This is a genomic window from Vibrio sp. HM8-C (genome assembly GCF_058630515.1).
The window spans coordinates 114,608-138,962 of the sequence record NZ_JBMMKS010000012.1; the positions used below are offsets into that span (position 1 = coordinate 114,608).

Annotated in this window: 23 protein-coding genes and 2 tRNA genes; 11 read left to right on the plus strand and 14 right to left on the minus strand. The window is 42.0% G+C overall.

Features of this window, described 5'->3' with window-relative positions; translation table 11 throughout:
* The first annotated feature begins 345 nt into the window (after positions 1-345).
* Together lpcA and ACOSVQ_RS14520 are read left to right on the plus strand one after the other, a co-directional pair.
* Positions 346-921 carry a D-sedoheptulose 7-phosphate isomerase gene (gene lpcA / locus ACOSVQ_RS14515; protein ID WP_491983231.1) on the plus strand — a complete coding sequence of 192 codons (576 nt, stop codon included), beginning with the start codon at positions 346-348 and terminating at the stop codon, positions 919-921.
* Between the two features lie 140 nt (positions 922-1,061).
* On the plus strand, positions 1,062-1,907 hold the full coding sequence (locus ACOSVQ_RS14520) for a class II glutamine amidotransferase (RefSeq protein ID WP_491983232.1): 846 nt from the start codon (positions 1,062-1,064) through the stop codon (positions 1,905-1,907).
* Between the two features lie 95 nt (positions 1,908-2,002).
* Here the strand turns inward: ACOSVQ_RS14520 and purN are convergent, their stop codons facing one another.
* Both purN and purM read right to left on the minus strand, forming a co-directional pair.
* Positions 2,003-2,641 (minus strand): phosphoribosylglycinamide formyltransferase, encoded by a 639-nt coding sequence (gene purN, locus ACOSVQ_RS14525; RefSeq protein ID WP_491983233.1) that lies wholly within the window; start codon positions 2,639-2,641, stop codon positions 2,003-2,005.
* A 3-nt stretch (positions 2,642-2,644) separates the two neighbouring features.
* Complete coding sequence (gene purM, locus ACOSVQ_RS14530; protein WP_491983234.1) at positions 2,645-3,685, minus strand: phosphoribosylformylglycinamidine cyclo-ligase; 1,041 nt, start codon at positions 3,683-3,685, stop codon at positions 2,645-2,647.
* Between the two features lie 166 nt (positions 3,686-3,851).
* On the opposite strand from purM, the gene upp reads away from it, so the two are divergent.
* Positions 3,852-4,478, plus strand: coding sequence for a uracil phosphoribosyltransferase (gene upp / locus ACOSVQ_RS14535; protein ID WP_165312063.1), 627 nt, complete (start codon positions 3,852-3,854; stop codon positions 4,476-4,478).
* Between the two features lie 74 nt (positions 4,479-4,552).
* Here the strand turns inward: upp and rluF are convergent, their stop codons facing one another.
* The 3 genes from rluF to ACOSVQ_RS14550 form a co-directional block, all read right to left on the minus strand.
* A complete protein-coding gene (gene rluF, locus ACOSVQ_RS14540) occupies positions 4,553-5,647 on the minus strand; it encodes a 23S rRNA pseudouridine(2604) synthase RluF (RefSeq protein WP_491983235.1) in 1,095 nt (364 codons plus the stop codon).
* A gap of 172 nt (positions 5,648-5,819) precedes the next feature.
* Positions 5,820-6,416 carry a DNA endonuclease SmrA gene (smrA, locus tag ACOSVQ_RS14545; RefSeq protein WP_491983236.1) on the minus strand — a complete coding sequence of 199 codons (597 nt, stop codon included), beginning with the start codon at positions 6,414-6,416 and terminating at the stop codon, positions 5,820-5,822.
* A 173-nt stretch (positions 6,417-6,589) separates the two neighbouring features.
* Entirely contained in the window at positions 6,590-6,730 is a 141-nt protein-coding gene (locus ACOSVQ_RS14550) for a DUF3149 domain-containing protein (protein ID WP_165312060.1), read from the minus strand.
* A gap of 234 nt (positions 6,731-6,964) precedes the next feature.
* Between ACOSVQ_RS14550 and ACOSVQ_RS14555 the strand changes: the two genes are divergently transcribed.
* A tRNA-Pro gene (locus ACOSVQ_RS14555) sits at positions 6,965-7,041 on the plus strand.
* A 304-nt stretch (positions 7,042-7,345) separates the two neighbouring features.
* On the opposite strand, the gene ACOSVQ_RS14560 is transcribed toward ACOSVQ_RS14555, so the two are convergent.
* Both ACOSVQ_RS14560 and ACOSVQ_RS14565 read right to left on the minus strand, forming a co-directional pair.
* Positions 7,346-8,218 (minus strand): TraB/GumN family protein, encoded by an 873-nt coding sequence (locus tag ACOSVQ_RS14560; RefSeq protein WP_491983237.1) that lies wholly within the window; start codon positions 8,216-8,218, stop codon positions 7,346-7,348.
* Positions 8,219-8,352: 134 nt separating this feature from the next.
* On the minus strand, positions 8,353-11,145 hold the full coding sequence (locus ACOSVQ_RS14565; protein WP_491983238.1) for a copper-translocating P-type ATPase: 2,793 nt from the start codon (positions 11,143-11,145) through the stop codon (positions 8,353-8,355).
* Positions 11,146-11,336: 191 nt separating this feature from the next.
* Here ACOSVQ_RS14565 and gltX point away from each other — a divergent pair, with 191 nt between their 5' ends.
* A complete protein-coding gene (gltX, locus tag ACOSVQ_RS14570; protein ID WP_491983239.1) occupies positions 11,337-12,764 on the plus strand; it encodes a glutamate--tRNA ligase in 1,428 nt (475 codons plus the stop codon).
* Positions 12,765-12,865: 101 nt separating this feature from the next.
* On the opposite strand, the gene ACOSVQ_RS14575 is transcribed toward gltX, so the two are convergent.
* On the minus strand, positions 12,866-13,372 hold the full coding sequence (locus ACOSVQ_RS14575; RefSeq protein WP_491983240.1) for a Fe3+-citrate ABC transporter substrate-binding protein: 507 nt from the start codon (positions 13,370-13,372) through the stop codon (positions 12,866-12,868).
* A 522-nt stretch (positions 13,373-13,894) separates the two neighbouring features.
* Between ACOSVQ_RS14575 and ACOSVQ_RS14580 the strand changes: the two genes are divergently transcribed.
* Positions 13,895-15,430 carry a methyl-accepting chemotaxis protein gene (locus ACOSVQ_RS14580; protein ID WP_491983241.1) on the plus strand — a complete coding sequence of 512 codons (1,536 nt, stop codon included), beginning with the start codon at positions 13,895-13,897 and terminating at the stop codon, positions 15,428-15,430.
* A gap of 69 nt (positions 15,431-15,499) precedes the next feature.
* Here ACOSVQ_RS14580 and ACOSVQ_RS14585 read toward each other — a convergent pair whose 3' ends face one another.
* Positions 15,500-16,030 carry a GNAT family N-acetyltransferase gene (locus ACOSVQ_RS14585; RefSeq protein ID WP_491983242.1) on the minus strand — a complete coding sequence of 177 codons (531 nt, stop codon included), beginning with the start codon at positions 16,028-16,030 and terminating at the stop codon, positions 15,500-15,502.
* Positions 16,031-16,472: 442 nt separating this feature from the next.
* On the opposite strand from ACOSVQ_RS14585, the gene ACOSVQ_RS14590 reads away from it, so the two are divergent.
* Positions 16,473-17,951 carry an EAL domain-containing protein gene (locus ACOSVQ_RS14590; protein WP_491983243.1) on the plus strand — a complete coding sequence of 493 codons (1,479 nt, stop codon included), beginning with the start codon at positions 16,473-16,475 and terminating at the stop codon, positions 17,949-17,951.
* 304 nt (positions 17,952-18,255) lie between these two features.
* Here the strand turns inward: ACOSVQ_RS14590 and ACOSVQ_RS14595 are convergent.
* Both ACOSVQ_RS14595 and ACOSVQ_RS14600 read right to left on the minus strand, forming a co-directional pair.
* Positions 18,256-18,332: transfer RNA gene (locus tag ACOSVQ_RS14595), tRNA-Arg, on the minus strand.
* A 53-nt stretch (positions 18,333-18,385) separates the two neighbouring features.
* Positions 18,386-19,519 (minus strand): flagellar assembly protein FlgT, encoded by a 1,134-nt coding sequence (locus ACOSVQ_RS14600; RefSeq protein WP_491983244.1) that lies wholly within the window; start codon positions 19,517-19,519, stop codon positions 18,386-18,388.
* A 163-nt stretch (positions 19,520-19,682) separates the two neighbouring features.
* Between ACOSVQ_RS14600 and ACOSVQ_RS14605 the strand changes: the two genes are divergently transcribed.
* Positions 19,683-20,318 (plus strand): FlgO family outer membrane protein, encoded by a 636-nt coding sequence (locus tag ACOSVQ_RS14605; RefSeq protein ID WP_491983245.1) that lies wholly within the window; start codon positions 19,683-19,685, stop codon positions 20,316-20,318.
* A gap of 9 nt (positions 20,319-20,327) precedes the next feature.
* Positions 20,328-20,762: a flagellar assembly lipoprotein FlgP gene (gene flgP, locus ACOSVQ_RS14610; protein ID WP_491983246.1), complete on the plus strand. Its 435-nt coding sequence runs from the start codon at positions 20,328-20,330 to the stop codon at positions 20,760-20,762.
* 106 nt (positions 20,763-20,868) lie between these two features.
* Here the strand turns inward: flgP and ACOSVQ_RS14615 are convergent, their stop codons facing one another.
* The 3 genes from ACOSVQ_RS14615 to flgA all read right to left on the minus strand — a co-directional run bounded on the left by ACOSVQ_RS14615 (position 20,869) and on the right by flgA (position 22,521).
* Positions 20,869-21,294 carry a flagella synthesis protein FlgN gene (locus tag ACOSVQ_RS14615; RefSeq protein WP_491983247.1) on the minus strand — a complete coding sequence of 142 codons (426 nt, stop codon included), beginning with the start codon at positions 21,292-21,294 and terminating at the stop codon, positions 20,869-20,871.
* 29 nt (positions 21,295-21,323) lie between these two features.
* The gene (flgM, locus tag ACOSVQ_RS14620) at positions 21,324-21,641 is read right to left on the minus strand and encodes a flagellar biosynthesis anti-sigma factor FlgM (RefSeq protein WP_491983248.1); all 318 of its coding nucleotides are present in this window, start codon (positions 21,639-21,641) and stop codon (positions 21,324-21,326) included.
* A gap of 112 nt (positions 21,642-21,753) precedes the next feature.
* The gene (flgA, locus tag ACOSVQ_RS14625; protein ID WP_491983249.1) at positions 21,754-22,521 is read right to left on the minus strand and encodes a flagellar basal body P-ring formation chaperone FlgA; all 768 of its coding nucleotides are present in this window, start codon (positions 22,519-22,521) and stop codon (positions 21,754-21,756) included.
* A 56-nt stretch (positions 22,522-22,577) separates the two neighbouring features.
* Here flgA and ACOSVQ_RS14630 point away from each other — a divergent pair, with 56 nt between their 5' ends.
* Complete coding sequence (locus ACOSVQ_RS14630; RefSeq protein WP_491983250.1) at positions 22,578-23,504, plus strand: chemotaxis protein CheV; 927 nt, start codon at positions 22,578-22,580, stop codon at positions 23,502-23,504.
* A gap of 10 nt (positions 23,505-23,514) precedes the next feature.
* Positions 23,515-24,342, plus strand: a complete 828-nt coding sequence (locus ACOSVQ_RS14635) for a protein-glutamate O-methyltransferase (protein ID WP_491983251.1) — start codon at positions 23,515-23,517, stop codon at positions 24,340-24,342.
* Positions 24,343-24,355: the final 13 nt, after the last annotated feature.

Genomic DNA, 24,355 nt, shown 5'->3' on the forward strand with positions numbered 1-24,355 from the left:
AATGTCCTTATAGTCATGCTGTGTGTTTATTTGAGTTATCAGCATTCATTTTTGTGAGCTTTCTGAAGTTGTTTATTTTCTGTTTTGAAAAGTGGTCTAACCAGTAAAGTGTAAATGAAATATTAATAAAATGTAAAACCTATAAATGTTCAAAAAGTGATCCAAGTAGAGTGAATAGTCTAAAATGTGCGCTCTGATAAGATTCCTGACAGTGGAATATTGTTGGCAGAGTGCAATTATTAAGGCTTATCTATCGACAGAATCTCAGGTTTGGGTAAACTCAATAGTGTCCTAACTCTCAATGAAGAGAGTTCATCTGCAAGCAGATTTAAGAAGAGAATAACTATGTATCAGGATCTAATTAGAAGTGAACTAACAGAAGCCGCTGAAGTGTTGAACAAATTTTTAAGCGATGACCACAACATTGCTCAAATTGAAGCGGCAGCGAAAGTTATTGCTGATTCATTCAAACAAGGCGGCAAAGTTCTGTCTTGTGGTAATGGTGGTTCACACTGTGATGCTATGCACTTTGCTGAAGAGCTAACTGGTCGCTATCGCGAAAACCGTCCTGGTTATCCGGGTATCGCAATTTCTGACCCAAGCCACTTGTCTTGTGTGAGCAACGACTTTGGTTATGATTTTGTTTTTTCTCGCTATGTTGAAGCGGTAGGTTCAGCAGGTGATGTGCTGTTTGGTTTATCAACTTCTGGTAACTCAGGCAACATCCTAAAAGCGATTGAAGCGGCAAAAGCTAAAGGCATGAAAACTATCGCTCTTACTGGTAAAGATGGCGGTAAAATGGCGGGTGTTGCAGATGTTGAGATTCGCGTACCGCACTTTGGTTATGCAGACCGTATCCAAGAAGTACATATCAAGATTATCCATATCGTGATTCAACTTATTGAAAAAGAAATGGAATAATTAAAGGTAGTTAACCTTTTTGGTTAAGCCGTAATCGAGCTGGTCTTTACGCAAATAAGTATGAAACCAGCTCGAAACATTAAATTGCTGGCAATCATTTAGTGGCAAACTCTGAGCTGGTAATAGGAGAGAAAGTAAAAATGTGTGAATTGCTCGGAATGAGCGCTAATGTCCCGACTGATATTTGTTTTAGTTTTACTGGCTTGATTCAACGTGGTGGAAATACAGGACCACACAGAGATGGTTGGGGAATCACTTTTTACGAAGGTAAAGGTTTTAGAACATTTAAAGATCCAAATCCTAGTTACCAATCCAAGATTGCACAGTTAGTTCAAGAATACCCAATCAAAAGCTGCGCCGTGATCAGTCATATTCGCCAAGCGAATAGAGGTGGTGTGAATTTAGAGAACACACATCCATTTACACGGGAATTATGGGGACGTTATTGGACGTTTGCTCATAATGGTCAGCTGACCGATTATCAAGATTTACCGACTGGTCGTCATCGACCGGTAGGCCAAACAGACAGTGAAGCGGCTTTTTGTTGGCTACTTGATAAGCTAGAAAACCGCTATCCAGAACCACCTAAAGATATGCAGGCCGTGTTTCGTTACCTCTCTTTACGCTGTGACGAACTGCGAGAGAAAGGTGTCTTCAATATGCTGTTGTCTGATGGTGAGTATCTGATGACCTACTGCACCAATCATCTTTACTGGATTACTCGCCGCGCTCCTTTTGGTCGCGCAGCATTACTTGATGAAGATATTGAAATCAATTTCCAAGAAGAAACGACACCGAATGATGTGGTTTCAGTGATTGCGACCCAACCATTAACGGGTAATGAGCAGTGGCACAGAATGAAACCCGGCGAGTTCAATATTTTTCATTATGGCGAATTGTTCGAGAGCAATAGTGCAGATTTAACTGATGTTGCTTTTGCTGCACCTAAACCGGGAAACCAAGCACCATCTGAGCCTCTTGAGTAACCAGTTGAAGCACCGTATCGAAGAATAAAAAGGCAAGTGAATAAAAAAAGGGTTGATGTTCTATCAACCCTTTTTCGTCTACAGCATTTTAGCCATTATTCAGTTGCGTAACCGTGCATACCTAAAGGCTCGCCATCAAGGAACGCTTTGCCTTCGCTCATTTCAAGTCTGCCTTCAACGAACCACTGAGTCACCAAAGGATAGATACGGTACTCTTGGTTTTGTACACGCTCTGTCAGTGTTTCTACTGTATCTTCATCAAAGATTGGCACTTTTGCTTGAAGGATAACAGGGCCACCGTCGAGTTGCTCTGTCACGAAGTGAACACTGGTACCGTGTTCTTCATCCCCAGCATGGATAGCTCGTTGGTAGGTATTCAGACCCGGATACTTAGGCAGTAGTGATGGGTGAATGTTGATCATACGTCCTAAGTAGTGACGTACAAACTCACTACTCAGGATACGCATATAGCCAGCTAAAATAACTAGGTCGGGTTTATATTCATCGATTTGTTCCATTAGGGCATGGTCGTAAGCATCACGAGTCTCATACTCTTTAGGATCGACAAATACTGCCGCTGCACCTGCTTTTTTAGCTCGCTCTAAGCCATAAGCAGTTGCTTTATTCGAAAAAACAGCCGTTACTCTGCCTTCATGAATGCTTGACTCACAAGCATCGATGATCGCTTGTAAATTGGTACCATTTCCTGAAATTAAAACAACAATACTCTTCATGGATTAATTGATCTCTACTTGCTCTTCACCAGCTTGAGCTGCTGCGATTTCACCAATGATCCATGCATTCTCGCCTTCTGCTTTCAGCAGGTTAACAGCGGCTTCAGCTTGGTCTTGTGGTAGGGCAATGATCAAACCTACACCACAGTTGAACGTACGGTACATTTCATGGGTATCAACGTTGCCTTGCTCTTGTAGCCATTTGAAGATCACTGGCCATTCCCAGCTCTTACCATCGATAACGGCTTTAGTACCTTCTGGAAGTACGCGAGGGATGTTTTCCCAGAAGCCGCCACCAGTGATATGAGAAATCGCATGGATATTATGTTCTGCAATCAGTTTTAGACCTGATTTGATGTAAATCTTAGTTGGTTCAAGAAGGTGTTCACCGATTGTTTTACCTTCAAGAAGTGCATTCTTATCTGCACCAGAAACTTCTAGAATCTTACGAACTAGAGAGTAACCGTTTGAGTGTGGACCGCTAGAGCCAACAGCGATTAACGCGTCGCCAACAGCAACTTTAGAGCCGTCGATGATGTCTTCTTTCTCGACCACACCAACACAGAAGCCTGCTACGTCGTAGTCTTCGCCTTCATACATTCCCGGCATTTCAGCAGTTTCACCACCGATTAGAGCACAGCCAGCTTGCACGCAGCCATCTGCAATACCTGAAACAACGTCTGCTGCTGTATCAACGTCTAGTTTGCCAGTTGCGTAGTAATCTAGGAAAAATAAAGGCTCAGCGCCTTGTACAATCAGATCGTTTACACACATTGCCACTAGGTCGATACCAATGGTGTCGTGCTTTTTCATATCCAAAGCAAGACGAAGTTTAGTACCAACACCGTCTGTACCAGAAACAAGTACAGGTTGTTTGTATTTAGTTGGTAGCTCGCACAGCGCACCGAAGCCACCAATGCCACCCATTACCTCAGGGCGACGAGTACGCTTTACAGCACCTTTAATTCGTTCAACAAGTGCATTGCCTGCATCGATATCTACGCCAGCATCTTTGTAGCTAAGTGAAGTCTTGTTACCGCTCACGGGGAAGTTCCTCGGTTTAGTTGGATATGAAAACGGCGCTATTCTACAGGGCTTAAAACAAAAAGGAAAACGTTTGCGTCAGTTTTTTATCGCGATTTTTGGTCGGTAAAGTTGAAAGAATAGGTGTATAATCCCGAAGTTTATTTAAATTGTGCCGGAGATGGAAATGAAAGTTGTTGAAGTTAAACACCCTCTTGTTAAACATAAAATTGGCTTGATGAGAGAAGGTGACATCAGTACTAAGCGCTTTCGTGAGTTAGCAACAGAAGTAGGTAGCCTACTGACTTATGAAGCAACTGCAGACTTTGAAACTGAGAAAGTAACCATTAATGGATGGAATGGTCCTGTTGAAGTTGACCAAATTAAAGGTAAAAAGGTAACTGTAGTTCCAATCCTACGTGCTGGCTTAGGCATGATGGATGGTGTGCTAGAGCATATTCCTAGCGCTCGTATCAGCGTAGTCGGAATTTACCGCGATGAAGAAACTCTAGAGCCAGTACCATATTTCAACAAACTTGCTTCAAACATTGAAGAGCGCATTGCACTGGTTGTTGACCCTATGTTGGCAACTGGCGGCTCTATGATCGCAACTATCGATCTGCTGAAAGAGAAAGGCTGTAACCAAATCAAAGTATTGGTTCTTGTATCTGCACCAGAAGGTATTGCTGCACTAGAAAAAGCTCACCCAGATGTTGAGCTTTATACTGCTGCTATTGATGAAAAATTGAATGACAAAGGTTACATCGTTCCAGGTCTTGGTGACGCTGGCGATAAAATCTTCGGTACTAAGTAATCGCTACTTGGTAAGAAATAAGAAGGGGAGCATTTGCTCCCCTTCTTATTTCTATATTTTCTTATTTCTATATTCTATTTTTTCAAGCTCAATGTGCCGCCTACTCGAGGCGCGTTAGATGGCTTATTGCTGCCTTTTGCATTTTGCTGATTCGGTTTTATCGAGTTTGGCTTACCTTGATAAGGCTTTCCTTTAGAAGTATTTCCTTTTGTAGAGCTCGCTGATGACCCGTTGCCTTGGCTTTCACTTCTCGCTTTTCCTTTCTTTGAGTTAGGAGCGTGACGGAAGGTATCGGCATTGTGACCTTGGTATGTCTTATCTTTAAACGAACTCGACTTTTGGTTTCTACGCGCTTTTGAATCGCGGTTCTCTTCTCTGCTGTCGAACAACTTAGCATCGGTCGCCTTGCGGATATTGTGTCCTTTAGCGTCAACGCGAGAAGCTTCTTCAGTACCCGTTGATTCTTCACACATCGCCAGAATGTCTGCCACTTCAGCATCGGTTAAATAACGCCACTGACCGTTGGGAATACCATCTAGAGAGATGTTCATAATACGTACACGACGCAACTTAAACACTTCATAACCAAGCGCTTCACACATGCGGCGAATTTGGCGGTTTAATCCTTGAGTCAAAACAATACGGAAGGAAAACTTAGTTTCCATTTCGACTTTACAAGGCAAGGTTACGGTATCGAGAATTTTCACCCCAGAGGACATCTGTTTGATGAATTCAGGTGTGATGGGTTTATCAACGCGAACCACGTACTCTTTCTCGTGGTTGTTTCCTGCGCGTAGAATTTTATTCACGATATCGCCATCATTGGTCAGGAAGATCAAACCATCTGAAGGTTTATCTAAGCGTCCAATTGGGAAAATGCGACTCTTATGACCGATGAAATCTACGATATTGCCTGGAATGTCACGCTCTGTGGTACAAGTGATACCCGTAGGTTTGTTAAGCGCAATATAGATAGGCTTTTCTTTGCTACGAAGGGATTTACCATCAATCAGAATGTCATCATCATCGCTTACTTTGGTTCCCATTTCTGGAACTTTACCGTTAATAGTTACTCGACCTTGATCAATTAACTTGTCGGCTTCGCGACGAGAACAGTAACCTGTTTCACTGATGTACTTGTTTAGGCGTTTGCCTTCAGATTGTGACATGTTTATCTCCTGTAACGTTTCACAACGGCTTTTGTTTTGAAAACGACGATAGCCATCTTTTCAAAATAAATAATGTTTTCAAAATAAATAGTGTTTTCGAAATCGAGAGTGCTTTCAAAATAAATAAAGTGTTCAAAATTTCGCGAGGGCGCATTCTAGCAGGTATCTTTTGTTAGCCAAGACGTTTCTGATGGCGCTCTCTGTTTTCGTTTTTCTTCTCAACACTTTTCTTAAATAGAACATACAAAGCGCCAGTACCACCGTGAAATCGTTGTGCGCTGTGAATACACTGCACTTCTTTCATCTGAGTCAACCAGTGAGCGACAAAGCTCTTCATCAGTGCTGGTGGATTAGATCGCTCTCCCTTACCGTGAACAATGATTACAGTGCGAATATCCATTCGCATACATTGATTGACGAATGCGACCACTTCATCTCGCGCTTGTTTGAGGGTTTTTCTGTGCAAATCAAGGCGAGCCTGAATAGGGTACTTACCCAAGCGCATCTTTTTGTATACCCCGTCCTGAACGCCATCGCGCTTAAATTCAACGTGGTCGTCAGGTTTAAGCATTGGTGCATGATCTATTGAAAGGTAGTCAGGATCATTATCTGAATGGCTAATTGCCGCTTCGCGCTTAGCCAATTGTGCATCAGTTACCTGATGAGATTTATTGAGCTCGGCTGTATCTTGCTTGATGGGTTTTACGTCGCCCATCATTTGATGAAATAGTTCGAAATCATCTTGAGACTCAAAGTCATCGTTAGACATAGTGCTATCTCGAATTAATCATGGAATGTCAGAAGTATAACAATCGAGACTGCTCAAGCAACCTGTTCAGTATGAAGAATGAAATTGAGATAAACGAAATAAAAAACCGGAGCTGACAAGCTATCAACTCCGGTGCAAAGCGTGATTCTATTTAAAAATAGATGCTAAGCGATCTAGTGAGGAGATTTGTCGTTCAATACTTTGTAGACGAAATAGCTGCCATAAAACAGCATCAGTCCTATAGCGCCGAAAATTACCAGCATTGAAGATAACCCAACTGCATTACCGAAAAGGAGATCTAGCCATAAGTCCATAGTATTTCCTCTCAAAGTGCTTGAAGACGATTCTTAAGTTAAATTCTGGATACAAAACCGACACTGATCTGGATCAATTGTGATTGATAGGTTGTATGAATGTTTCTTTGTGTGTGTATTTGGTCACATTTTATTGCTGGTTGGTGGGTTTTTAATCGAACGAACTGATTTTGCGAAAAACTTAACTAAATGACTTGCGTAACTATTCATAATCCGTAATATACGCAGCGTTCTCGGTGAATAGCGCAGCTTGGTAGCGCATCTGGTTTGGGACCAGAGGGTCGGGGGTTCGAATCCCTCTTCACCGACCATATTTAGAAAAAGGCTCTAGTCAAAAGACTAGAGCCTTTTTCGTTTCAGCTTATTTTAAGGATTCGAACGGAGTGGGGTTCGCCTGACTTTCAGGATCTGGCTCTTCACCGGTCATATTTAGAAAAGGCTCTAGTCGAAAGACTGGAGCCTTTTTCGTTTCGGCTTATTTTAAGGATTCGAAAGGAGCGGGGTTCGCCTGACGTTCAGTATCTGACTCTTCACCGGTCATATTTAGAAAAGGCTCTAGTCAAAAGACTAAAGCCTTTTCGGTTCAAGTGGTTTATGTACTCGAACAGAGCGAGCTTAAAAAAACTCGCAGTTTGCTTTTTTACTTCGGTTTTGTTGTGAAACTTTGAAGCCTTTCTTCTCAAGCATTTCAATAAAGTTATGTTCACCGATTAGATGTAAAGCACCGACGATCATGACGTACTGACCTTGTTGTGTCGGTAAGAATTTCCCAGAACTTAGCTTGTTCGCCCAATCCTGATTGCGCTTTATGACAAATGCTTGCTCCATTTCTGGCGACATCTCGGTAAGGTGCATCATTTTTTCGAGGTTTTGTTTATCTCCTGCTTTCCAACTCTCGATCATGCAGTGCGTCATCGCTTCGTTACTTTCCCATTCGTCAATGATACTCACTAAGAGTTCTTTGCCGTCTTCTGGTTGGTGGGTGAGTAGATCAATTTGAAACTGCATGGTTTCTAAAGGCACTAATGGAACTTTGGTTTCTGCCGCTTTTTGCATTAGATGGAGATCAACGCCATCTTTTGTTTCATAGCCGAGCTTTTGTAATTGTAAGAACTGGAGTGATAACGCAGCACTCCAAGGAGGAAGCTGATGAATTTGCTGAGTATTAAGCCCGAACTCATTGACGATTTTGTCAAGATTGAACAGTTGTTCCTGATCCAGTACTTGAGCGGCTTGCTTAGATGATGGCGGATAGACAATGTTCTGTTGATTAGTGGTATCAGACTCGACGATAAGTCCATCACTTTTACTTAGTGCTTTATAGATGTCATCCGGTAAGGGAAACATGGAAGGCTCGCCAACGTGGACTGAGCCAATAATCGTTAGGTTGATTTTGCCGTTTGTTGCATCCCAATATAGAGGCTCTGCATGAGCAGAGAAGATCACAAAAGGCAGCAGCCAGCGGAGAGCACGAGTAATAACAGACATGCTGTAATCCTTTTCTAATTCTAAATCTGTTCTAAAGGACAAAAACCTTACTTTAGAACAGATTAGCTCAATTGCTATGGTTACGCTTCAATTAATACTCAAGACTATCGCTGGTTGCCTTTCGTTACATTGCCCTATTTTGATTGGTGAAAGCGTGTTTTTACCAGTCTTAATCTGTTCGCATTACTCACAACGGTAATGGATGACAATGCCATTGCTGCCCCGGCTACTACTGGGCTAAGCAAGAATCCGAATGCCGGATAGAGCACACCTGCGGCGATTGGTATACCAAAGGTGTTGTAAATGAACGCACCAAACAGGTTTTGCTTCATGTTCTTAATTGTCGCTTGTGACAATTCGATAGCACTGACAACCGATAGTGGTGACGAGTTGAGCAGTGTCATTTGCGCACTCTCAATGGCAACATCACTGCCGCTTCCCATTGCAATACCAATATCTGCTTGAGCAAGCGCTGGTGCGTCGTTAATACCATCACCGACCATGGCTACAACTCTGTTTTGTTGCTGTAACTCTTCAATATGTTGCGCTTTCTGATCTGGAAGTACCTGTGCGATGACTTGACTTATACCGAGCTTGCTTGCAATTGAGTTGGCAACACTTTGGTTATCGCCCGTGAGCATAACAGTATGAATCCCCATTTCATTAAGCGCTTGGATAGCTTGCGTAGCACTTTCTTTTACTGGGTCGGCAATCGCAATCAGACCGATAAGCTGTTTGTCGAGGGCAATAGCGACCGGTGTCCAAGCGTTGGTTGAAAAGTCCTCTAGAGTCGGCTCTGCTTCGTTTAAATCGATAGCTAAAGATTGGAAATAACCGATGGAGCCAATTTGTACCGTTTGCCCCTGATGTTCTGCTTGAATGCCTTGCCCGCGCAAATTAACAAAGTCGGTGATGGTTGCCGGAGCAATTTGCTTCTCTTTGGCATAGAGGCAAACCGCTTTGGCTAGTGGGTGCTCGGAGTGCAATTCCAACGCATACGCCAAAGCTAATACTTTTTGTGGCTCTGAATTAAAAGTGATGAGTTGTTGAACACTGGGCTTACCTTGTGTGAGCGTACCTGTTTTATCAAACACCACTGTATCGATTTTACTCGCAGACTGAAGAACATTGGCATCTCGAATTAATATCCCCATTTCTGCAGCTTTACCCACACCAACAGTGACTGATAATGGCGTTGCTAAACCAAGTGCGCAAGGACAGGCAATGATGAGTACTGTGGTGGCAATCACCAGCATATAACTGGCTTTTGGTTCAGGACCAAACCAGTACCAGATTAACGCTGAAAAAATAGCTATCAATACAACAGTAGGTACAAAAACAGCTGATATTTGGTCTGCCATTTTGGCTATAGCTGGTTTACTGCTTTGCGCCTGACGCACCATTTTGATTATGCGAGAGAGCATAGTTTGCGAGCCGATGCCGGTTGCTTGTATCAATAAGCTACCATCCTGATTAATTGTCCCCGCAGACACTTGGCTTGAAACTGATTTGTAAACCGGGATCGGTTCACCAGTAAGCATTGACTCATCAACGTACGAGCTGCCTTCAATGACGATACCATCTACCGGAGACTGCTCGCCGGGTTTTACTCGTAACGTCATACCTTGTTTGATGTCAGCGATAGCGATGGTTTGCTCTGTTGTTTCACCATTACTGGTTATGACTAAGGTTGCTTGTTGTGGCTGCAAATTGATCAAAGATTGAAGAGATTGAGTTGTTCTCGCTTTGGCTTTGGCTTCTATGTAATGACCCAAAGAGATTAAGCCAATGATCATCGCTGTGGCTTCAAAGTAGACATGGCGCGCGCTATCAGGGAACCAGTTTGGCGCAATTACAACCAACATCGAGTAGAACCACGCTGCCCCTGTGCCAAGTGCAACTAAGGTATCCATCGTTGCTCTGCGGTGTGTCAGTGCTTGCCATGCGGTGGTAAAAAAGCCTTTGCCAGCGGTTGCTAAGAGTAGGAAACACAATAATCCAACGACGCCCCAAGCCATTTGGTCGCTAGTAGTTTGGATCATCATGTTGCCACCGAATACACCCCAAGCCATCAAAGGTATACCTAAGACTAAACCCAGAGTGGAATTTCGCTTATGTTCGTTCTGAATAAGCTCTAAATGCTGTTGTTGTTTCTTCTGTTGCTCCGCTGGATCATCTACCCACTCAGCCTGATAACCCGCTTGTTTAACTGCGGCGACTAATGCGGAAGTGACATCTTGATTGGAAATCACTAAGGCGGTTTGTTCTGCCAGATTAACTTGCGCTTTCTCTACGCCAGATACCGAGAGTAGTGATTTTTCTACAGAGGAAACACAACTGGCACAAGTCATCCCTTTGATCAGTAAGTGAGTATTCACTAAATCGTCGGCTTTGCTTTGCGCTATATCTATACGAGGTGTCTCTAAAGGCGATGTCTCCACGGAAATTGGTTCAATGGGTGCGGATTTTGATTCTGTTATTTGCTCTTTATCAGTCGTATTTGAAGTAATCACTTCACTCTTTTCTTCTACTTCAATGGAAGGGGTGATAAGGGTTGCTTTAAACCCAACCTGAGATACGCGATCGATAATGTCAGTGTCAGAACTTGCAGTAATCAGTGACAGTGATTGTTTGGAAATCTCCAAGCGCGCTATGTCGTCAAAGCTTTGCAAATGCTTGGTAAGCTTGTTGATGCAATTGCCGCAGTTTAATCCTTGCAGACTAAATTGCAGAGAGTTGCCCGCGTGATAGCCTAATGATTCAATGCTGTCGATGACTTGTTCGAGCGGTGAGTTGACCTCTAATTCGATAAAAGTCGGAGAAAGGGACTGAATTTCAACCGTGAAATCCGAATTGAGCTGGCGCTCAACTTTGCGTGCGCAGCCCATGCAATTCAAACCCGATAAAGGCAGTGCGTAATGACCCATTTCAAATTCCTCCATTTGACAATAATGAAAGCATAAACCTTGACCTAAAGGTAAGGTCAAGTGGTGTGATGGAATATGATTTAATCTTCCATTGTGGAATTAGTCATCAATGGTAAAATGGCGCCAAATTTTATCCTTTCAGTCGCAGTGGCTTCATGTGCCGCTGTTGTTTTTATATCTAAGGAAGTCAAATGACGGTTAAAACTCGTTTTGCCCCAAGTCCTACGGGCTATCTTCACGTTGGTGGTGCACGTACAGCACTTTACTCTTGGTTATATGCAAAAAGCCAAGGCGGTGAATTTGTTCTACGTATTGAAGACACTGACCTTGAACGTTCTACTCAAGCTGCAGTAGATGCGATTCTTGAAGGTATGACTTGGCTAGGTTTGGCGTGGGATGAAGGTCCTTACTACCAAACTAAACGTTTTGATCGTTACAACGAAGTTGTTGATCAGCTTCTAGCACAAGACAAAGCATACAAATGTTATGCATCTAAAGAGCTTTTAGATGAAGTTCGTGCTGAGCAAGAAGCAAACAAAGAGATGGCACGTTACGACGCTAACCATCCAAAAATTAAAGCGGTGAATGACGCTGCAAAAAAGGGCGACCCTTGCGTTATTCGTTTCCGTAACCCTAAAGGCGGTAGCGTAGTATTTGATGACCAAATTCGTGGTCGCATTGAAATTCGCAATGACCAACTGGACGATTTAATCATCCGCCGTACAGACGGTTCTCCAACTTACAACTTCTGTGTTGTGGTTGATGATATCGACATGGGTATTACGCATGTTATTCGTGGCGAAGACCACATCAACAACACGCCTCGTCAAATTAACATTTACGAAGCAATTGGCGCGAAAGTTCCTACCTTTGCACACTGTGCAATGATCTTAGGTGACGACGGTGCTAAGTTGTCTAAACGTCACGGTGCTGTTTCTGTAATGCAATACCGCGATGAGGGTTACCTACCTGAAGCTCTGATCAACTACCTTGTGCGTCTAGGTTGGGGTCATGGTGACCAAGAGATCTTCACGCAAGAAGAGATGATCAATCTGTTCAGCCTGAATGCGATTTCAAAATCAGCATCAGCATTTAATACTGATAAACTGCTTTGGTTGAACAACCACTACATCAAATCTTCTGAGCCAGAATATGTAGCGAAGCACCTAGAGTGGCACTTTGATAACCAAGGTATCAACAAAGACAACGGTCCTGCACTAGCACAAATCGTTTCTCTTGTTGGCGAACGTTGCAACACTCTTGTTGAGCTTGCACAGCAATCTCGTTACTTCTACGAGGATTTCTCTGAGTTTGAAGAAGGCGCAGCTAAGAAGCACCTACGTGGCGTAGCAAAAGAGCCTCTAGCTCTTGCGTTAAGCAAACTTGAAGCTCTAACTGAGTGGACGACTGAATCTCTGCACCAAGTAATCGAACAAGTTTGTACAGAACTTGAAATCGGTATGGGCAAAATCGGTATGCCGCTACGTGTAGCTGTAACTGGTGGCGGTCAATCTCCTTCAGTTGACGCAGTAATGCAACTCATTGGTCAAGAGCGTGTAGTTGCACGTATCAAGATGGCACTAGCATTTATCGAAGAGCGCGAAGCAAACGCGCAATAAGAAATCATTGTTGTTTAGGCAAGAATGAAAAAAGCTGTGGTGTAACAACCACAGCTTTTTTGTTTTCTGAAACAACAGAGTAAATGGGCTAGGAAATGAAGCTATTTCAAGTCAATACTGCTTAGACGTCCCATATAGATAAGAATGTCTAAACAGTCTTTATGTGCTTCTAACAGCGCTTTCTTTGTTTTCGTATAGGCTGCAAGTTTTCCGTGTTTGTTGATCGAGCAAACCACACTCTTAAATGTGCATTTACCTTTGGTATCGTAGTTTCGCCAAGCTGCTATATAGCATGCGTCGCGGCTTTCTGGATTATCACTCGTTGGGCGAGGCTTATAGATGATCTTCGGTTCTAGGCTGTGAGGTAGGCGTGTCATCAAGAACGGGTCTTTTAAAATACGTCGCCAATGCTTGCCCCACATCTCTCTTCCAAGCTCATTTCTTAGCTTGATTGCTTTTTTCAGACCTTTTGTTTCACCTAGACGTATGTAACCAACCGATCTATGCAGCACGCTGTCATCGGGAGTATGAATATGAATCTTATAAGCTGTTTTAGCTTTGGAGATAAATCGATGACCAGTATTGGTTTCAAGGTTACTTTTGTTCATAGGCAAGCTACTTCCCGTACAACTTGATTCGCGTTAAGTGAATCTGGTTCTTTGTTTATCAGCAGTACAGAGCACTTTTTAAACATCACTTTACTTCGTACTGAATCGCGTCAAGAAGTTTGGGTTTATCAATATTTTTGTTAGTAATAATTTTAGATGAAATCCCGAATAACGAGAATAAACAGTCTAGTTGAATGTTAATTTTTTATATCAAAATTGAGTCAGGATTTTGCGAGATAAACTTTTTACGTTTATCTAGGATGAGTTTGCATAGAAGTAAAAATGAACAAACTGAACAATGTTTGATCTTTATAAATGTAGGTAATGTAACAGGCATTCATCAAGGTTAACATATGTCACATTTTTCTATATCTCCCATACTGAATGCCTCCTTGTAACTATATTGTTAATATTGTGTGTCTTGTCATGAGCCCTTATTTAATGAGCTCTAGCGCAAGATAAGCATAATTTGAGATGTCTAAATTAATAATAATAATGAGTTTTTAAGGACGCTATTTGGCTATGTCTACTCACAACGGAAAGGAAGTGACCTTCTCCCAATCGGAGTTCTTGGTCTCGACAACAGATACCAACAGTATTATCACCTATGCAAACGACGAGTTTTGCCGAGTGGCAGGCTTTACCGCACAGGAACTGATTGGTAAACCTCATAACATTGTTCGTCATCCAGATATGCCTAAAGCGGCTTTCGCAGATATGTGGGGACAACTTAAGAAAGGTAATAGCTGGCGAGGGATGGTAAAAAATCGCTGTAAGAATGGTGATTATTATTGGGTAGATGCCTTCGTTACACCTATCTATGACAAAGACAAAATTATTGGTTATCAATCAGTACGTCATTGTCCCTCTCGAAAAGATATCGCTTCCGCAGAAAGGCTGTATCAACGAATAAATCAAGGGAAGAAGCCTTTCCCACTAACCGAACATGTCCAATTTCAGAGAATGGTTGCTGGATTAGTCTCTTTCGCTTTACTGGGCTCAGCTTACTGGCTAGCTGGAATGACCATGTTTGCTTTAGTTCTTATTTCCCTAGCCATTTTTAGCGGTTTGTTTTTTGATGAGATATTCAAATTGCCCGCTTTGATTCAAAAGCAGTCGGATACGGCAAACAGTCCTTCTCGTGTCGTTTTTTGTGGAACAGGGCTGAGTGGTAAAGTTGCCTACAACGTGGATATCCAGTTGGCAAAAATCAGAACCATACTGGGCAGAAGCTCAGACTCAGGAAGAGCATTAGTTTGTATTTCTCAACAGCTCAAATCTAGCAGTGAGTCTTCTCTTAAAAGTTTACAAGCCGAGAGCGAGTTATTGGAGCAGCTTTCAACTGCGGCAACGCAAATGAACGCGTCAATCCAAGAAGTAAATAATGCCACTTTAGATACACGTGAATTCGTCAGAGAAGTTAAAACTAAGTGCAGCAATGCTGCTGAAACGCTTTCTCGCAATGGCAAAAACTTAAATGAATTGTCCGATGATATTGGTGCAGCGGCTCAGAGTTTGCTTCAACTGGTGGAGGATACCAATAAGATCTCCGGAGTTATGGCAGAAATTCAGGGAATTGCAGACCAGACTAACTTGCTGGCTTTGAATGCTGCCATTGAAGCTGCAAGGGCTGGTGAACAAGGTCGAGGCTTTGCCGTCGTAGCCGATGAAGTTCGAACCTTAGCAGGCAGGACGCAACTTGCTACCCAGAATATTCAAAGCTCTGTCACCAATCTTCAAAATTCCATGCAAGCTTGGCAGAAATCGATGATGACGAATCAGGATAAATCGCAAAGCTGTAACAGCGAGGCTCATAGTGTTCAGGACATTATGTCCAGCGTGATTGAAATGATGTCGTTGCTTGAAGACAAATCGATTCAGATTGCGACAGCAATGGAAGAACAAAGTGCGGTCACTTCAGAAATAAGCCAAAACGTTCACCATATCCAAACAGTTTCCAACCAGAATGTCTCTTTGGTTGGGCAGGCGAGTGAAAATGCTTGTGAGGCACATTTGAGCGCCAATAATATCAACGCATTAAGCTGCAACTTCAGGTAGGTTGATAAACTGTTTGAAGATAGAAATAACAAAGACTCGCTATAAAGTGCGAGTCTTTGTTTATCGGAATCATAATGTTTTAAGCATACAAATTTCACAGCTGCCGTGACCAGTATTGCCAATGCTTCCCTCAATATGTTCGAACCCAAATTGTTCGTACAGAGATACCGCTGAGCTTAATTCTTCAAGGGTTTCCAAATAGCAGTATTTGTATCCAAATGCCCTTGCTTTTTGAATAGATAAATCGATGAGATATCTGCCTAGTCCTATACCAAGTACGGATTTGTCCAAATACAGTTTCTGCATTTCACTGTATTCTTCATCAGCACCTAGTAATTGAGCGATGCCCACGCCACCAACAACTTTTCCATTTAGAGTTGCAACCCAATAACCCGATTTTTCAGCGGTATATGCACTGCTGAGATTCGACAACGTAGGATCGTGTAAGCTTACGCCTTCTAGGTGATCGATTTTATTATCGATAAAACTATTGCGTATCACTTCTGCTATTTGATGATTGTCTTCGGGTGAGATAGGTCTGATAGAGATACTTAAACCACTGAGTACCACTTGGAGCTGTTCTTGCTCATCCGTTTTCATTCTCTTATTTCCTTTGGTTGGCTTGTTCGCTTTTTACTAACTCATCATATTTTAAATACAACCAGAAACACACCCAAAGCCGGATGTAAAAGAAAGGCTTAGCAAATGTGTTCAATCACATTTAACTAAATCTTTTTCCAATCTGTTAACAAACGATGCTGATTAATGTGTTATTGATCCAATTGTCAGTAGTATTCTTAGCATAATTATACTTAGTTCATGTTTTTATCAAAAATGAGAATTATTGCTTGCATTACATTGGTGCGTTGATTAAAAATCACGCGAATTTTGTGTTCCGTACTTTTGTTGCACAGGAAAAGTGTGACTTGTTTCCAAATACATTACGGGATTCTAATTAAGGAAGTAGGATTGTACTTATGGATGAGCCTGCCTTTTTTGAGTTAATTGCTTTTAGTAATTTGAAGGCAGATTGAGAGTTAAGATGAAGCTTAAGAGATCAACAAAGAACTACATTTACATTGCAGGCTTGTCTTTAATAACGCTCTTGTCATTTGCAAAGTACTACCTCGATTCTCAAGAAGTCGCTGGAAAAGTGTCTACTGAGCTACGAAGTATCGTCGACGAAAATATTAAGTACTATCAAGAAAAAATCAGTCAAGACATCCCATTGCAAGACTGCGCTGCTTTTTTGCAGAAGAATACAGAGCTGTTGCTATTCAATAGGGATATTAGAAGTATCGGTGTTACTGATAAGAATGCAATTAGCTGTTCTTCCGTAGTATCCCTAAACGGAATAGAGGTCCCCACTCAAACAGAAGTATCCGGTAGAATCAGATTATTTTACCTTCCGAGAGCTCCCTATACTGGTTATCTGGTGCCAAAAGATGCCGGAGCTATCTTACTCAAGATTTCTTATACACCAACCTACGCTACTTATTTTGCTTTTTATCCAGAGGCATTAACTGAGTTGATGGATGATTACTCTGAGTACGATGTGTTTATCAAACTTGAAAATGCATCGTTATACAAAGGAGGAGCAGTTGGTCGAAGCAATCTTTTGCCAACAGGTGATTTATACTCAGTCGATTTTAATCTGAAGTTATACTCATTCTTGGCTTACTTCTTCATGAACCATGGCTTCATCATCGTATTTTGGACTGTAGCTTATTTGGTTGTAGTTAATAGAAGTTCACCAGTTTTCGATAGGTTTAAGTCAAGCTACTGGGATATTGAAAAAGCCATCAAGCGATCTCAGTTTCATCCATTTCTCCAACCCGTGTTTGACATAAACGGCACATTGACTGGGGCAGAGGTGCTCGTTCGTTGGATTCATCCGAGCAAGGGAGTAATTCCACCAATTGAATTCATCGATGAAGTTGAAGCCAATGGAAAGATTAAAGACATTACTAGAATCCTAATGAACAAGTGTTCACAGCATTTACGTAATATCGAATACCTAAGACACAATGACTTTCATCTTGGGTTCAATGTCTGCGCAATCCAGTTTGATTCAAATTGTTTGTATGAGGATGTAGTAAAACTCCAGAACGAGTTGTTTCCAAATCCGGTTAAAATAGCTTTAGAAATTACTGAACGTCATGAGTTTGAAAATGAAGTATTTACCTCGTACATCAAGAGGCTAAAAGACAGAAACGTTGTAATTGCACTTGATGATTTTGGTATCGGTCATTGCTCGATGAAGTATTTGATAAATACCAGAATAGATATCATCAAAATCGATCGTACCTTCATCAATACAATATCGAATGGAGACAATACCCAAGTGCTTGATGCGATTATCAATTTGGCACGGACAACAGATACAGAATTACTAGCTGAAGGTGTTGAAAACCAAGAGCAGTTCAATTACTTACATGAGCGCGAAATAGGTCGGTATCAGGGTTTTTACTTTGATAAGCCTATGCCAATAAATGAATTTATAGAAAAGTACTTCTTATAAACAAACCTTACCAATCTTCCTAAACATCGCGAACTGATTTAGCTTAACGGCATCTTGACGTCAATCAAGTGCCAAGTGAGCGTATTCTATCGTTTGACGAATAATTACCTTAAGATGTCAGTAGAGTGAATTTACTGACACTTGCGCATTTATTCATGGAGCTGAACTAGTTTGTGTGCAGTGAAGTAATTAAGCTGAAACCGCATACAGGATTAGAGGGTGTGGTCAGTTCGTAGGTGTGGTTAATATGTGGACATAAACAAAAACGCCTTAGCTTGAATTTTAGCTAAGGCGTTGTTTTATTTGGCGCTCCCGACAGGATTCGAACCTGAGACCTGCCCCTTAGGAGGGGGCCGCGCTATCCAGCTGTGCCACGGGAGCAGGGCTCTTATATTACTCAATTATTTGAATAAGTTAACATCTGAAAAATACTTTTAATACTGTTTGTGCATAACGTCGCCAATTTGCACACTTGAAAGCAGTTCTGGTTGGTCAATTACAAGTTCTGCATCGTTCTCGTAAACACGAGACACAGTTAGAGTGATGTCGCTCTGTGTAACTTTGTTACGTGGCAAACCTTTCTGGTCAATGAATGCCCCTGTATGCCAAAGCTGAAGTTTGTCGCCTTCTTGAACTCCATGAATACGGCCTAGATCCATGGTTATGGTGTTGCCAAATTTTGCGACTACTTCTGGAAGCGTAATTTTGCAGGAAATCTCTGATTCCAGATCCAACATAATATTGCGGCTGACTCTTAGTAACATATCGCCATATGTTGAAGCCCAAAAACGCGCGCTGCGAGTATCTATTTGGCTAGTTTTTGCAAAAGGCCAGCGAGCGACTTCACGATAGTTGTGTTTGAATATTTCAATGCCAGTTTTGCCATCAAACACTTTCATTTCCAGAGCGAATTGACGGTTGATTACATCGTCTTGTAGAAGCTTTTGGTCGATGGTTGCTGTCAAGTCTGTAATCACACCACCTATGATGTATTGTGCTCCTGTATCTTGAGCGATCATTTTAATGCGTTCCGGATTACGAGCGTTAATGTCATAGTTAGTGGTACCAACAGACACAAAGCTTCCGGACTCTTGACCAATTTGACGGTTTACCACTTCGGCAAAATCATCTCCTAAGCTGTAAATTTGACCCATAACGGCTTGCTGTGGAGATGCCAAATCGATATTGCCGACCAAGAAGGTCTTCTTATACTGGTGTTGCTGGCAACCTGTTGCCGATGGATAGATGTCAATTCTCGCTCTTATGCTAATGGCGTCATTTCTAGAAACGGTTTCTTCCACTAGGACGTAACGTACCTCGTGGTTTGAAAACTGGTATTCAGTACGTTCAGATTCTAGTAGAGGCATTAGATTGCTGATACTACCAATATCTGCCCCGGCAAATTTTACCGCCTTATAAATGGCGTTTTCCAATGCGTGTAGTCGGGCGGCACTTTCTGTCGAAACAATAGCGGCAGTACCTGTCACTTCATACCATTCAGCATAAGCTTTAGGTATGGTCATTGTTGTTAAAAGCATTGAAATTAAAGGATAAATAATTTTTTTCATTATAAATTACCAGTCAGGTATAAATTTTGCTTTGTAATTCGTAGCTGATGTAGGTATCGCGTTTCTGAATAGTAGACGAATTTAGAAAAGCAAAGAGTGTTCCAGTTTCATCAGTGAGAGTGAAAATGGAACCGATGCCTTAGTATATCTGGAGATGAAGAGAATGAAAAAATGGCTTCCTTTAGTACCAGCAGTTTTTTTAACTGCTTGTGCTTATGCCCCGATTTATAACGGAAAAGAGCCGTACTCTGGTTCACAATTTATGTTGATGGAGAGTCCAAGACACACATTGGATTTCTTCGTAGAGAGTATGACTGAAGATTTAATGGTATCGAACACCAGTATTACTTCTCGTAATTCTATTGCTGTTACTTCGTTTGTTGACCTACAAAATATGGACACTACAAACTGGTTAGGTAATTCGGTATCTGAAGGTTTTATTTATCAATTCCAACGCCGTGGTTTTAAAGTCGTAGACTACAAAACGACGGGGACTATTCAAGTTACTCAAGAAGGTGATTTCGCTTTTAGTCGCGATTGGAAAGATTTAGCTCAAGAGCAAGAAATTCAATACGTGCTTACCGGAACTATGCTTCGCCAAGACGGTGGTGTACTTGTTAACGCTCGTGTAGTTGGTTTGCAGTCACGCATTGTTGTTGCCACAGCCCAAGGTTTCTTACCAGCTGATCGAATCGGTAGAGATTTAGATACCTTGAATAGTATGCGAACTCAAGATGGTGTTCTCATTCGTTCAGATCCAACGATGAAACAGCCGTATACAGTTATTCTGCGTCCATAGGAGTTGATGATGAAACAATGGTTATTAGTCCTAGTGACAGCGTTTGTGATGATGGGGTGTCAACCTCTTCAAACGATTCGAGCGAATGATTGGTTAACAGCAGTTGGTTATGCCAGTATCAGCGAACAAAAAGGCAGAGATGATGAAGAGAAGCGTGTGCGCGCAATGCGAGCTTCTAAGATTGATGCTTATCGCGAGTTAGCAGAGCAAGTGTATGGTATGCGTGTCAGCGGACGTGCTGAGTTGAGCGATCAGCGTCTTGGTACTGAGCGTACAAGTGGCGAAGTTGATGGTGTTATCCGTGGTGCAGAAGTCGTTCGCAGCTATAAAGTGGGTGACAGCTATGTAACGGAATTGCGTCTAGACATCAATAAGATGAACATGCTCCGTGACTATGGTGAAGTTCAACAGGTTCCTGAAAAGCGTCAGCAAACTCTGTTTTAACAGTATTTGGTTTAACTATCACTCTCCAGATAATTAAATTCAGCATGTAAAAAAGCGGCAATTATTGCCGCTTTTCTGTTTTCTCTCTGAGATAGTTTCAATCTATTTAGGCTTTCAAGTTTGTTCCTAATGTGGAGACAGACTGAGTTCTACCCGTTGCACTGTATGTCATTCCGACTTTGCCTAGACTCTGTTGCATCATATTATTGAGCTTGTTAAAGCTAAGCTGAGCACGATTCAGTGCTTCACCATTAATGAGGTTTGCTTGTTGGCAATCGTGAATAATAGAACGGATTTGGTTGGTTAAATCATTGAGATAGCCATCCTCAGTCAGGCTCGAGACATGAGGATGAGCAGAAATTCTTTTGTCAGTGGATTGTAGCTGAGTGACCAAAGTCGTTTTTTGTTTGGCGAGCGCTTCAATATCCGCGGAAACTCGTGAAGTAATCGCGATTTTTTCTTTCTCCAACAACACAGATAGCTCTTGTGCGTTTTTAAGTTGGAACTCGATGAGGTCTTTTAGTGCCGCCATAACTTACTTTGCCTTCAAACCCGACTGGATTAGCTAAAACCACCCAGTTCTTTTTCAAATCTAATCATATTGTCGGCCAGTTTTTCTGAATCGACAACATAAGATCCGTTTGCGATCGCTTCTTTGATCGCCGCAACTTTCGCGCTGTCGAAGCTTGGAGTCGTAGTCATATCGTTATGCAGTTCGCCAATGGCTTTACCTTGGTGGCTAAGAGAAACGGAATCTTGCTTAGCAGCACGGGTTGTAGCACTTGAAGTTGAAGAAGATGCATCTGAATTAGAACGAGCAGGGGTTCTATTCGTCGTGTTCAACGAATGCCCTGAGCGTATGTTATCAATGCCTGCCATAAATGAGCCTTTTTTAAAATATGAATCTGTACTGTCAATATCGACATGTAGAACAATAACTTTAGCAATTTTATGGCTTCGTGACGAAATTAACGCTTTTTGTTCTAACTGATTAAAATTGAACGGTTACTTCGCCAATACCACTGACTTGCGCATCTATTATACGGTTAGATTTATCATTTTTCACTTTTATCTGATCACCGAAGCTTCCGTCAGATAATGCTGTTCCTTTAGTAGTAATGTTCATACCACTGGCGTTTGCTTGGATAAGTACGCTGTCATTCCGGCACACGACGCAGATATCATTTTGTTCTATAACATCACCTAACTTCACGTTTTTCTTGGTTTTTGCTCCGACCACACGATCTAGCGAGGAAAAACCTTGCCGTTTAAAGCGCAGCAGATCTACCATACTGATAGTTATATCGTTTTCTGTTAAAACTTGGCCTCTGCTAATATGATTAGCAGCGATAACCATAGGAACTCGCATGGTTAAGCGAACGGGAACATAGATTTTCCAGTTGTCTGCTTCGCATTCGACAAGCACTGTAATGTTGCTGGCCGAGGCGTTACTCGAGGAAGATGAAGTAGAAAGAGTATTTGGGCAATCGGTGGCAAATATACGCTCATCTATATTGGCTGCATTTACTGCAAGTTCGCCACCTTCAGCCACGTCGACGCTGCTTAAAACATGATTTTCAGCTGCGTTTTGAATCATTTTTACTTGTTCTGGCGTAGCTGCAAACAAAGAAAGACTAAAGAAAGCTAACAAAAAACCGATAGAGTTAAAAAAAATATTATAGAAAGCTCTACACTTAGATATGGAATGTAGATGTAAACAGATCTTCGGATGCATTGTTCGTGTCTCTCGTTTCTTCATAGCTTGTAGTAGACTATCATTTTTCAAGAACATAAGTTTGAGATGGAGATGTGCTTATGACGGGTATTCTTGATTCTGTGAATCAGCGTACGCAACTTGTCGGCCAAAACCGACTAGAAATACTAACTTTCCGTCTTAACGGACGCCAACGTTATGGCATTAACGTTTTTAAAGTCAAAGAAGTTCTACAATGTCCTAAATTGACTGCAATGCCGAATTTGCATTACTTGGTCAAGGGTGTAGCACATATTCGAGGTCAGACTCTCTCGGTTATTGACCTAAGCTTGGCTATTGGTGGCCGTCCTACTCAAGATGTTCAAAAAAGTTTTGTTGTCATTGCGGAATTTAACCGTACCACACAAGCCTTTTTAGTGAGCTCTGTGGAGCGCATCGTTAATATGCGTTGGGAAGCGATACTTCCACCGCCGGAAGGTGCTGGTAAAGCGAACTACCTTACAGCGGTTACTAATATTGACAATGAGCTGGTTGAAATTCTCGATGTTGAAAAGATCCTTGCAGAAATCGCACCAGTTGATGAATCAATGGATGCTAGTATTGGCCAGGACATTGCTGAAGCTGAACAAGTTAAGCCGATTGTTCGCCGTATCCTGATTGCTGACGACTCAACGGTAGCGCGCAAACAGGTTCAACGAGCGATTGAGTCGATTGGTTTTGAGTGTATTCTTACCAAAGACGGCAAAGATGCGTATCAAAAGCTGCTAGAAATGGCAAAAGAAGGTAGTATTTACGAACAAATCTCTTTGGTGATTTCGGATATTGAAATGCCAGAGATGGATGGATATACCTTAACGGCGGAAATTCGTCGTAATAATGAATTAAAAGATCTCTACGTTATATTGCACTCATCATTGAGTGGGGTATTTAACCAAGCTATGGTTGAACGAGTCGGCGCGAATTCGTTTATTGCTAAGTTTAACCCTGACGAGCTTGGTAATGCGGTTAAGTCTGCGCTAGTAAAATAAAGAGAAATTAATGACTGCTATTACTATAAGCGATCAAGAATATCGCGACTTTTGCCGGTTTCTGGAATCTCAATGCGGAATCGTATTGGGTGACAGCAAGCAATACTTGGTGAGAAGTCGTCTCAGTCCACTTGTGACTAAATATAAGTTGGCTAGTCTATCTGACCTGTTACGCGATGTCGTAACAGGCAGAAATCGTGATTTGCGTGTGGCAGCGGTTGATGCGATGACAACAAACGAAACCTTATGGTTTCGTGATACTTATCCGTTTACTGTACTTGCGGATCGTTTGTTGCCAGAAATGGCGGCAAAAAAACGCCCTATAAAAATCTGGTCGGCGGCGAGTTCATCTGGTCAAGAGCCTTATTCAATGGCAATGACTATTCTGGAAACTCAGCAGCGTCGTCCGGGTTTGCTTCCAAGCGTCTCAATTACGGCTACGGACATTTCTGCAAGCATGTTGGATATGTGTCGTGCTGGTGTATATGACAATCTGGCGTTAGGTCGTGGTTTGTCTCTTGAACGTCGCCGTGCATTTTTTGAAGATGCGGGTGATGGACGCATGAAAGTAAAAGACAGCCTGAAGCGTCTTGTGAATTTCCGTCCGCAGAACTTGATGGAAAGCTACGCTTTACTTGGTAAATTCGACATCATTTTTTGTCGAAATGTATTGATTTACTTTTCTCCAGAGATGAAAGCAAAAGTGTTGAACCAGATGGCAAGCAACTTAAATCCGGGTGGCTATTTGCTGTTAGGTGCATCTGAATCTCTCACTGGGCTGACGGATAAATTTGAGATGGTGCGTTGTAACCCCGGCATTATCTACAAACTGAAATAGACCCAAACTCATA

Coding starts and splice junctions, on each gene's coding strand:
- lpcA (WP_491983231.1), top strand. CDS start 346: ATGTATCAGGATCTAATTAGAAGTGAACTAACAGAAGCCGCTGAAGTG.
- ACOSVQ_RS14605 (WP_491983245.1), top strand. CDS start 19,683: ATGAAAAAATGGCTTCCTTTAGTACCAGCAGTTTTTTTAACTGCTTGT.
- ACOSVQ_RS14585 (WP_491983242.1), bottom strand. CDS start 16,030: ATGAAAACGGATGAGCAAGAACAGCTCCAAGTGGTACTCAGTGGTTTA.
- flgP (WP_491983246.1), top strand. CDS start 20,328: ATGAAACAATGGTTATTAGTCCTAGTGACAGCGTTTGTGATGATGGGG.
- flgM (WP_491983248.1), bottom strand. CDS start 21,641: ATGGCAGGCATTGATAACATACGCTCAGGGCATTCGTTGAACACGACG.
- ACOSVQ_RS14520 (WP_491983232.1), top strand. CDS start 1,062: ATGTGTGAATTGCTCGGAATGAGCGCTAATGTCCCGACTGATATTTGT.
- rluF (WP_491983235.1), bottom strand. CDS start 5,647: ATGTCACAATCTGAAGGCAAACGCCTAAACAAGTACATCAGTGAAACA.
- smrA (WP_491983236.1), bottom strand. CDS start 6,416: ATGTCTAACGATGACTTTGAGTCTCAAGATGATTTCGAACTATTTCAT.
- gltX (WP_491983239.1), top strand. CDS start 11,337: ATGACGGTTAAAACTCGTTTTGCCCCAAGTCCTACGGGCTATCTTCAC.
- ACOSVQ_RS14590 (WP_491983243.1), top strand. CDS start 16,473: ATGAAGCTTAAGAGATCAACAAAGAACTACATTTACATTGCAGGCTTG.
- ACOSVQ_RS14565 (WP_491983238.1), bottom strand. CDS start 11,145: ATGGGTCATTACGCACTGCCTTTATCGGGTTTGAATTGCATGGGCTGC.
- purN (WP_491983233.1), bottom strand. CDS start 2,641: ATGAAGAGTATTGTTGTTTTAATTTCAGGAAATGGTACCAATTTACAA.
- ACOSVQ_RS14635 (WP_491983251.1), top strand. CDS start 23,515: ATGACTGCTATTACTATAAGCGATCAAGAATATCGCGACTTTTGCCGG.
- ACOSVQ_RS14575 (WP_491983240.1), bottom strand. CDS start 13,372: ATGAACAAAAGTAACCTTGAAACCAATACTGGTCATCGATTTATCTCC.
- ACOSVQ_RS14560 (WP_491983237.1), bottom strand. CDS start 8,218: ATGTCTGTTATTACTCGTGCTCTCCGCTGGCTGCTGCCTTTTGTGATC.
- upp (WP_165312063.1), top strand. CDS start 3,852: ATGAAAGTTGTTGAAGTTAAACACCCTCTTGTTAAACATAAAATTGGC.
- flgA (WP_491983249.1), bottom strand. CDS start 22,521: ATGAAGAAACGAGAGACACGAACAATGCATCCGAAGATCTGTTTACAT.
- ACOSVQ_RS14580 (WP_491983241.1), top strand. CDS start 13,895: ATGTCTACTCACAACGGAAAGGAAGTGACCTTCTCCCAATCGGAGTTC.
- ACOSVQ_RS14600 (WP_491983244.1), bottom strand. CDS start 19,519: ATGAAAAAAATTATTTATCCTTTAATTTCAATGCTTTTAACAACAATG.
- ACOSVQ_RS14615 (WP_491983247.1), bottom strand. CDS start 21,294: ATGGCGGCACTAAAAGACCTCATCGAGTTCCAACTTAAAAACGCACAA.
- ACOSVQ_RS14550 (WP_165312060.1), bottom strand. CDS start 6,730: ATGGACTTATGGCTAGATCTCCTTTTCGGTAATGCAGTTGGGTTATCT.
- ACOSVQ_RS14630 (WP_491983250.1), top strand. CDS start 22,578: ATGACGGGTATTCTTGATTCTGTGAATCAGCGTACGCAACTTGTCGGC.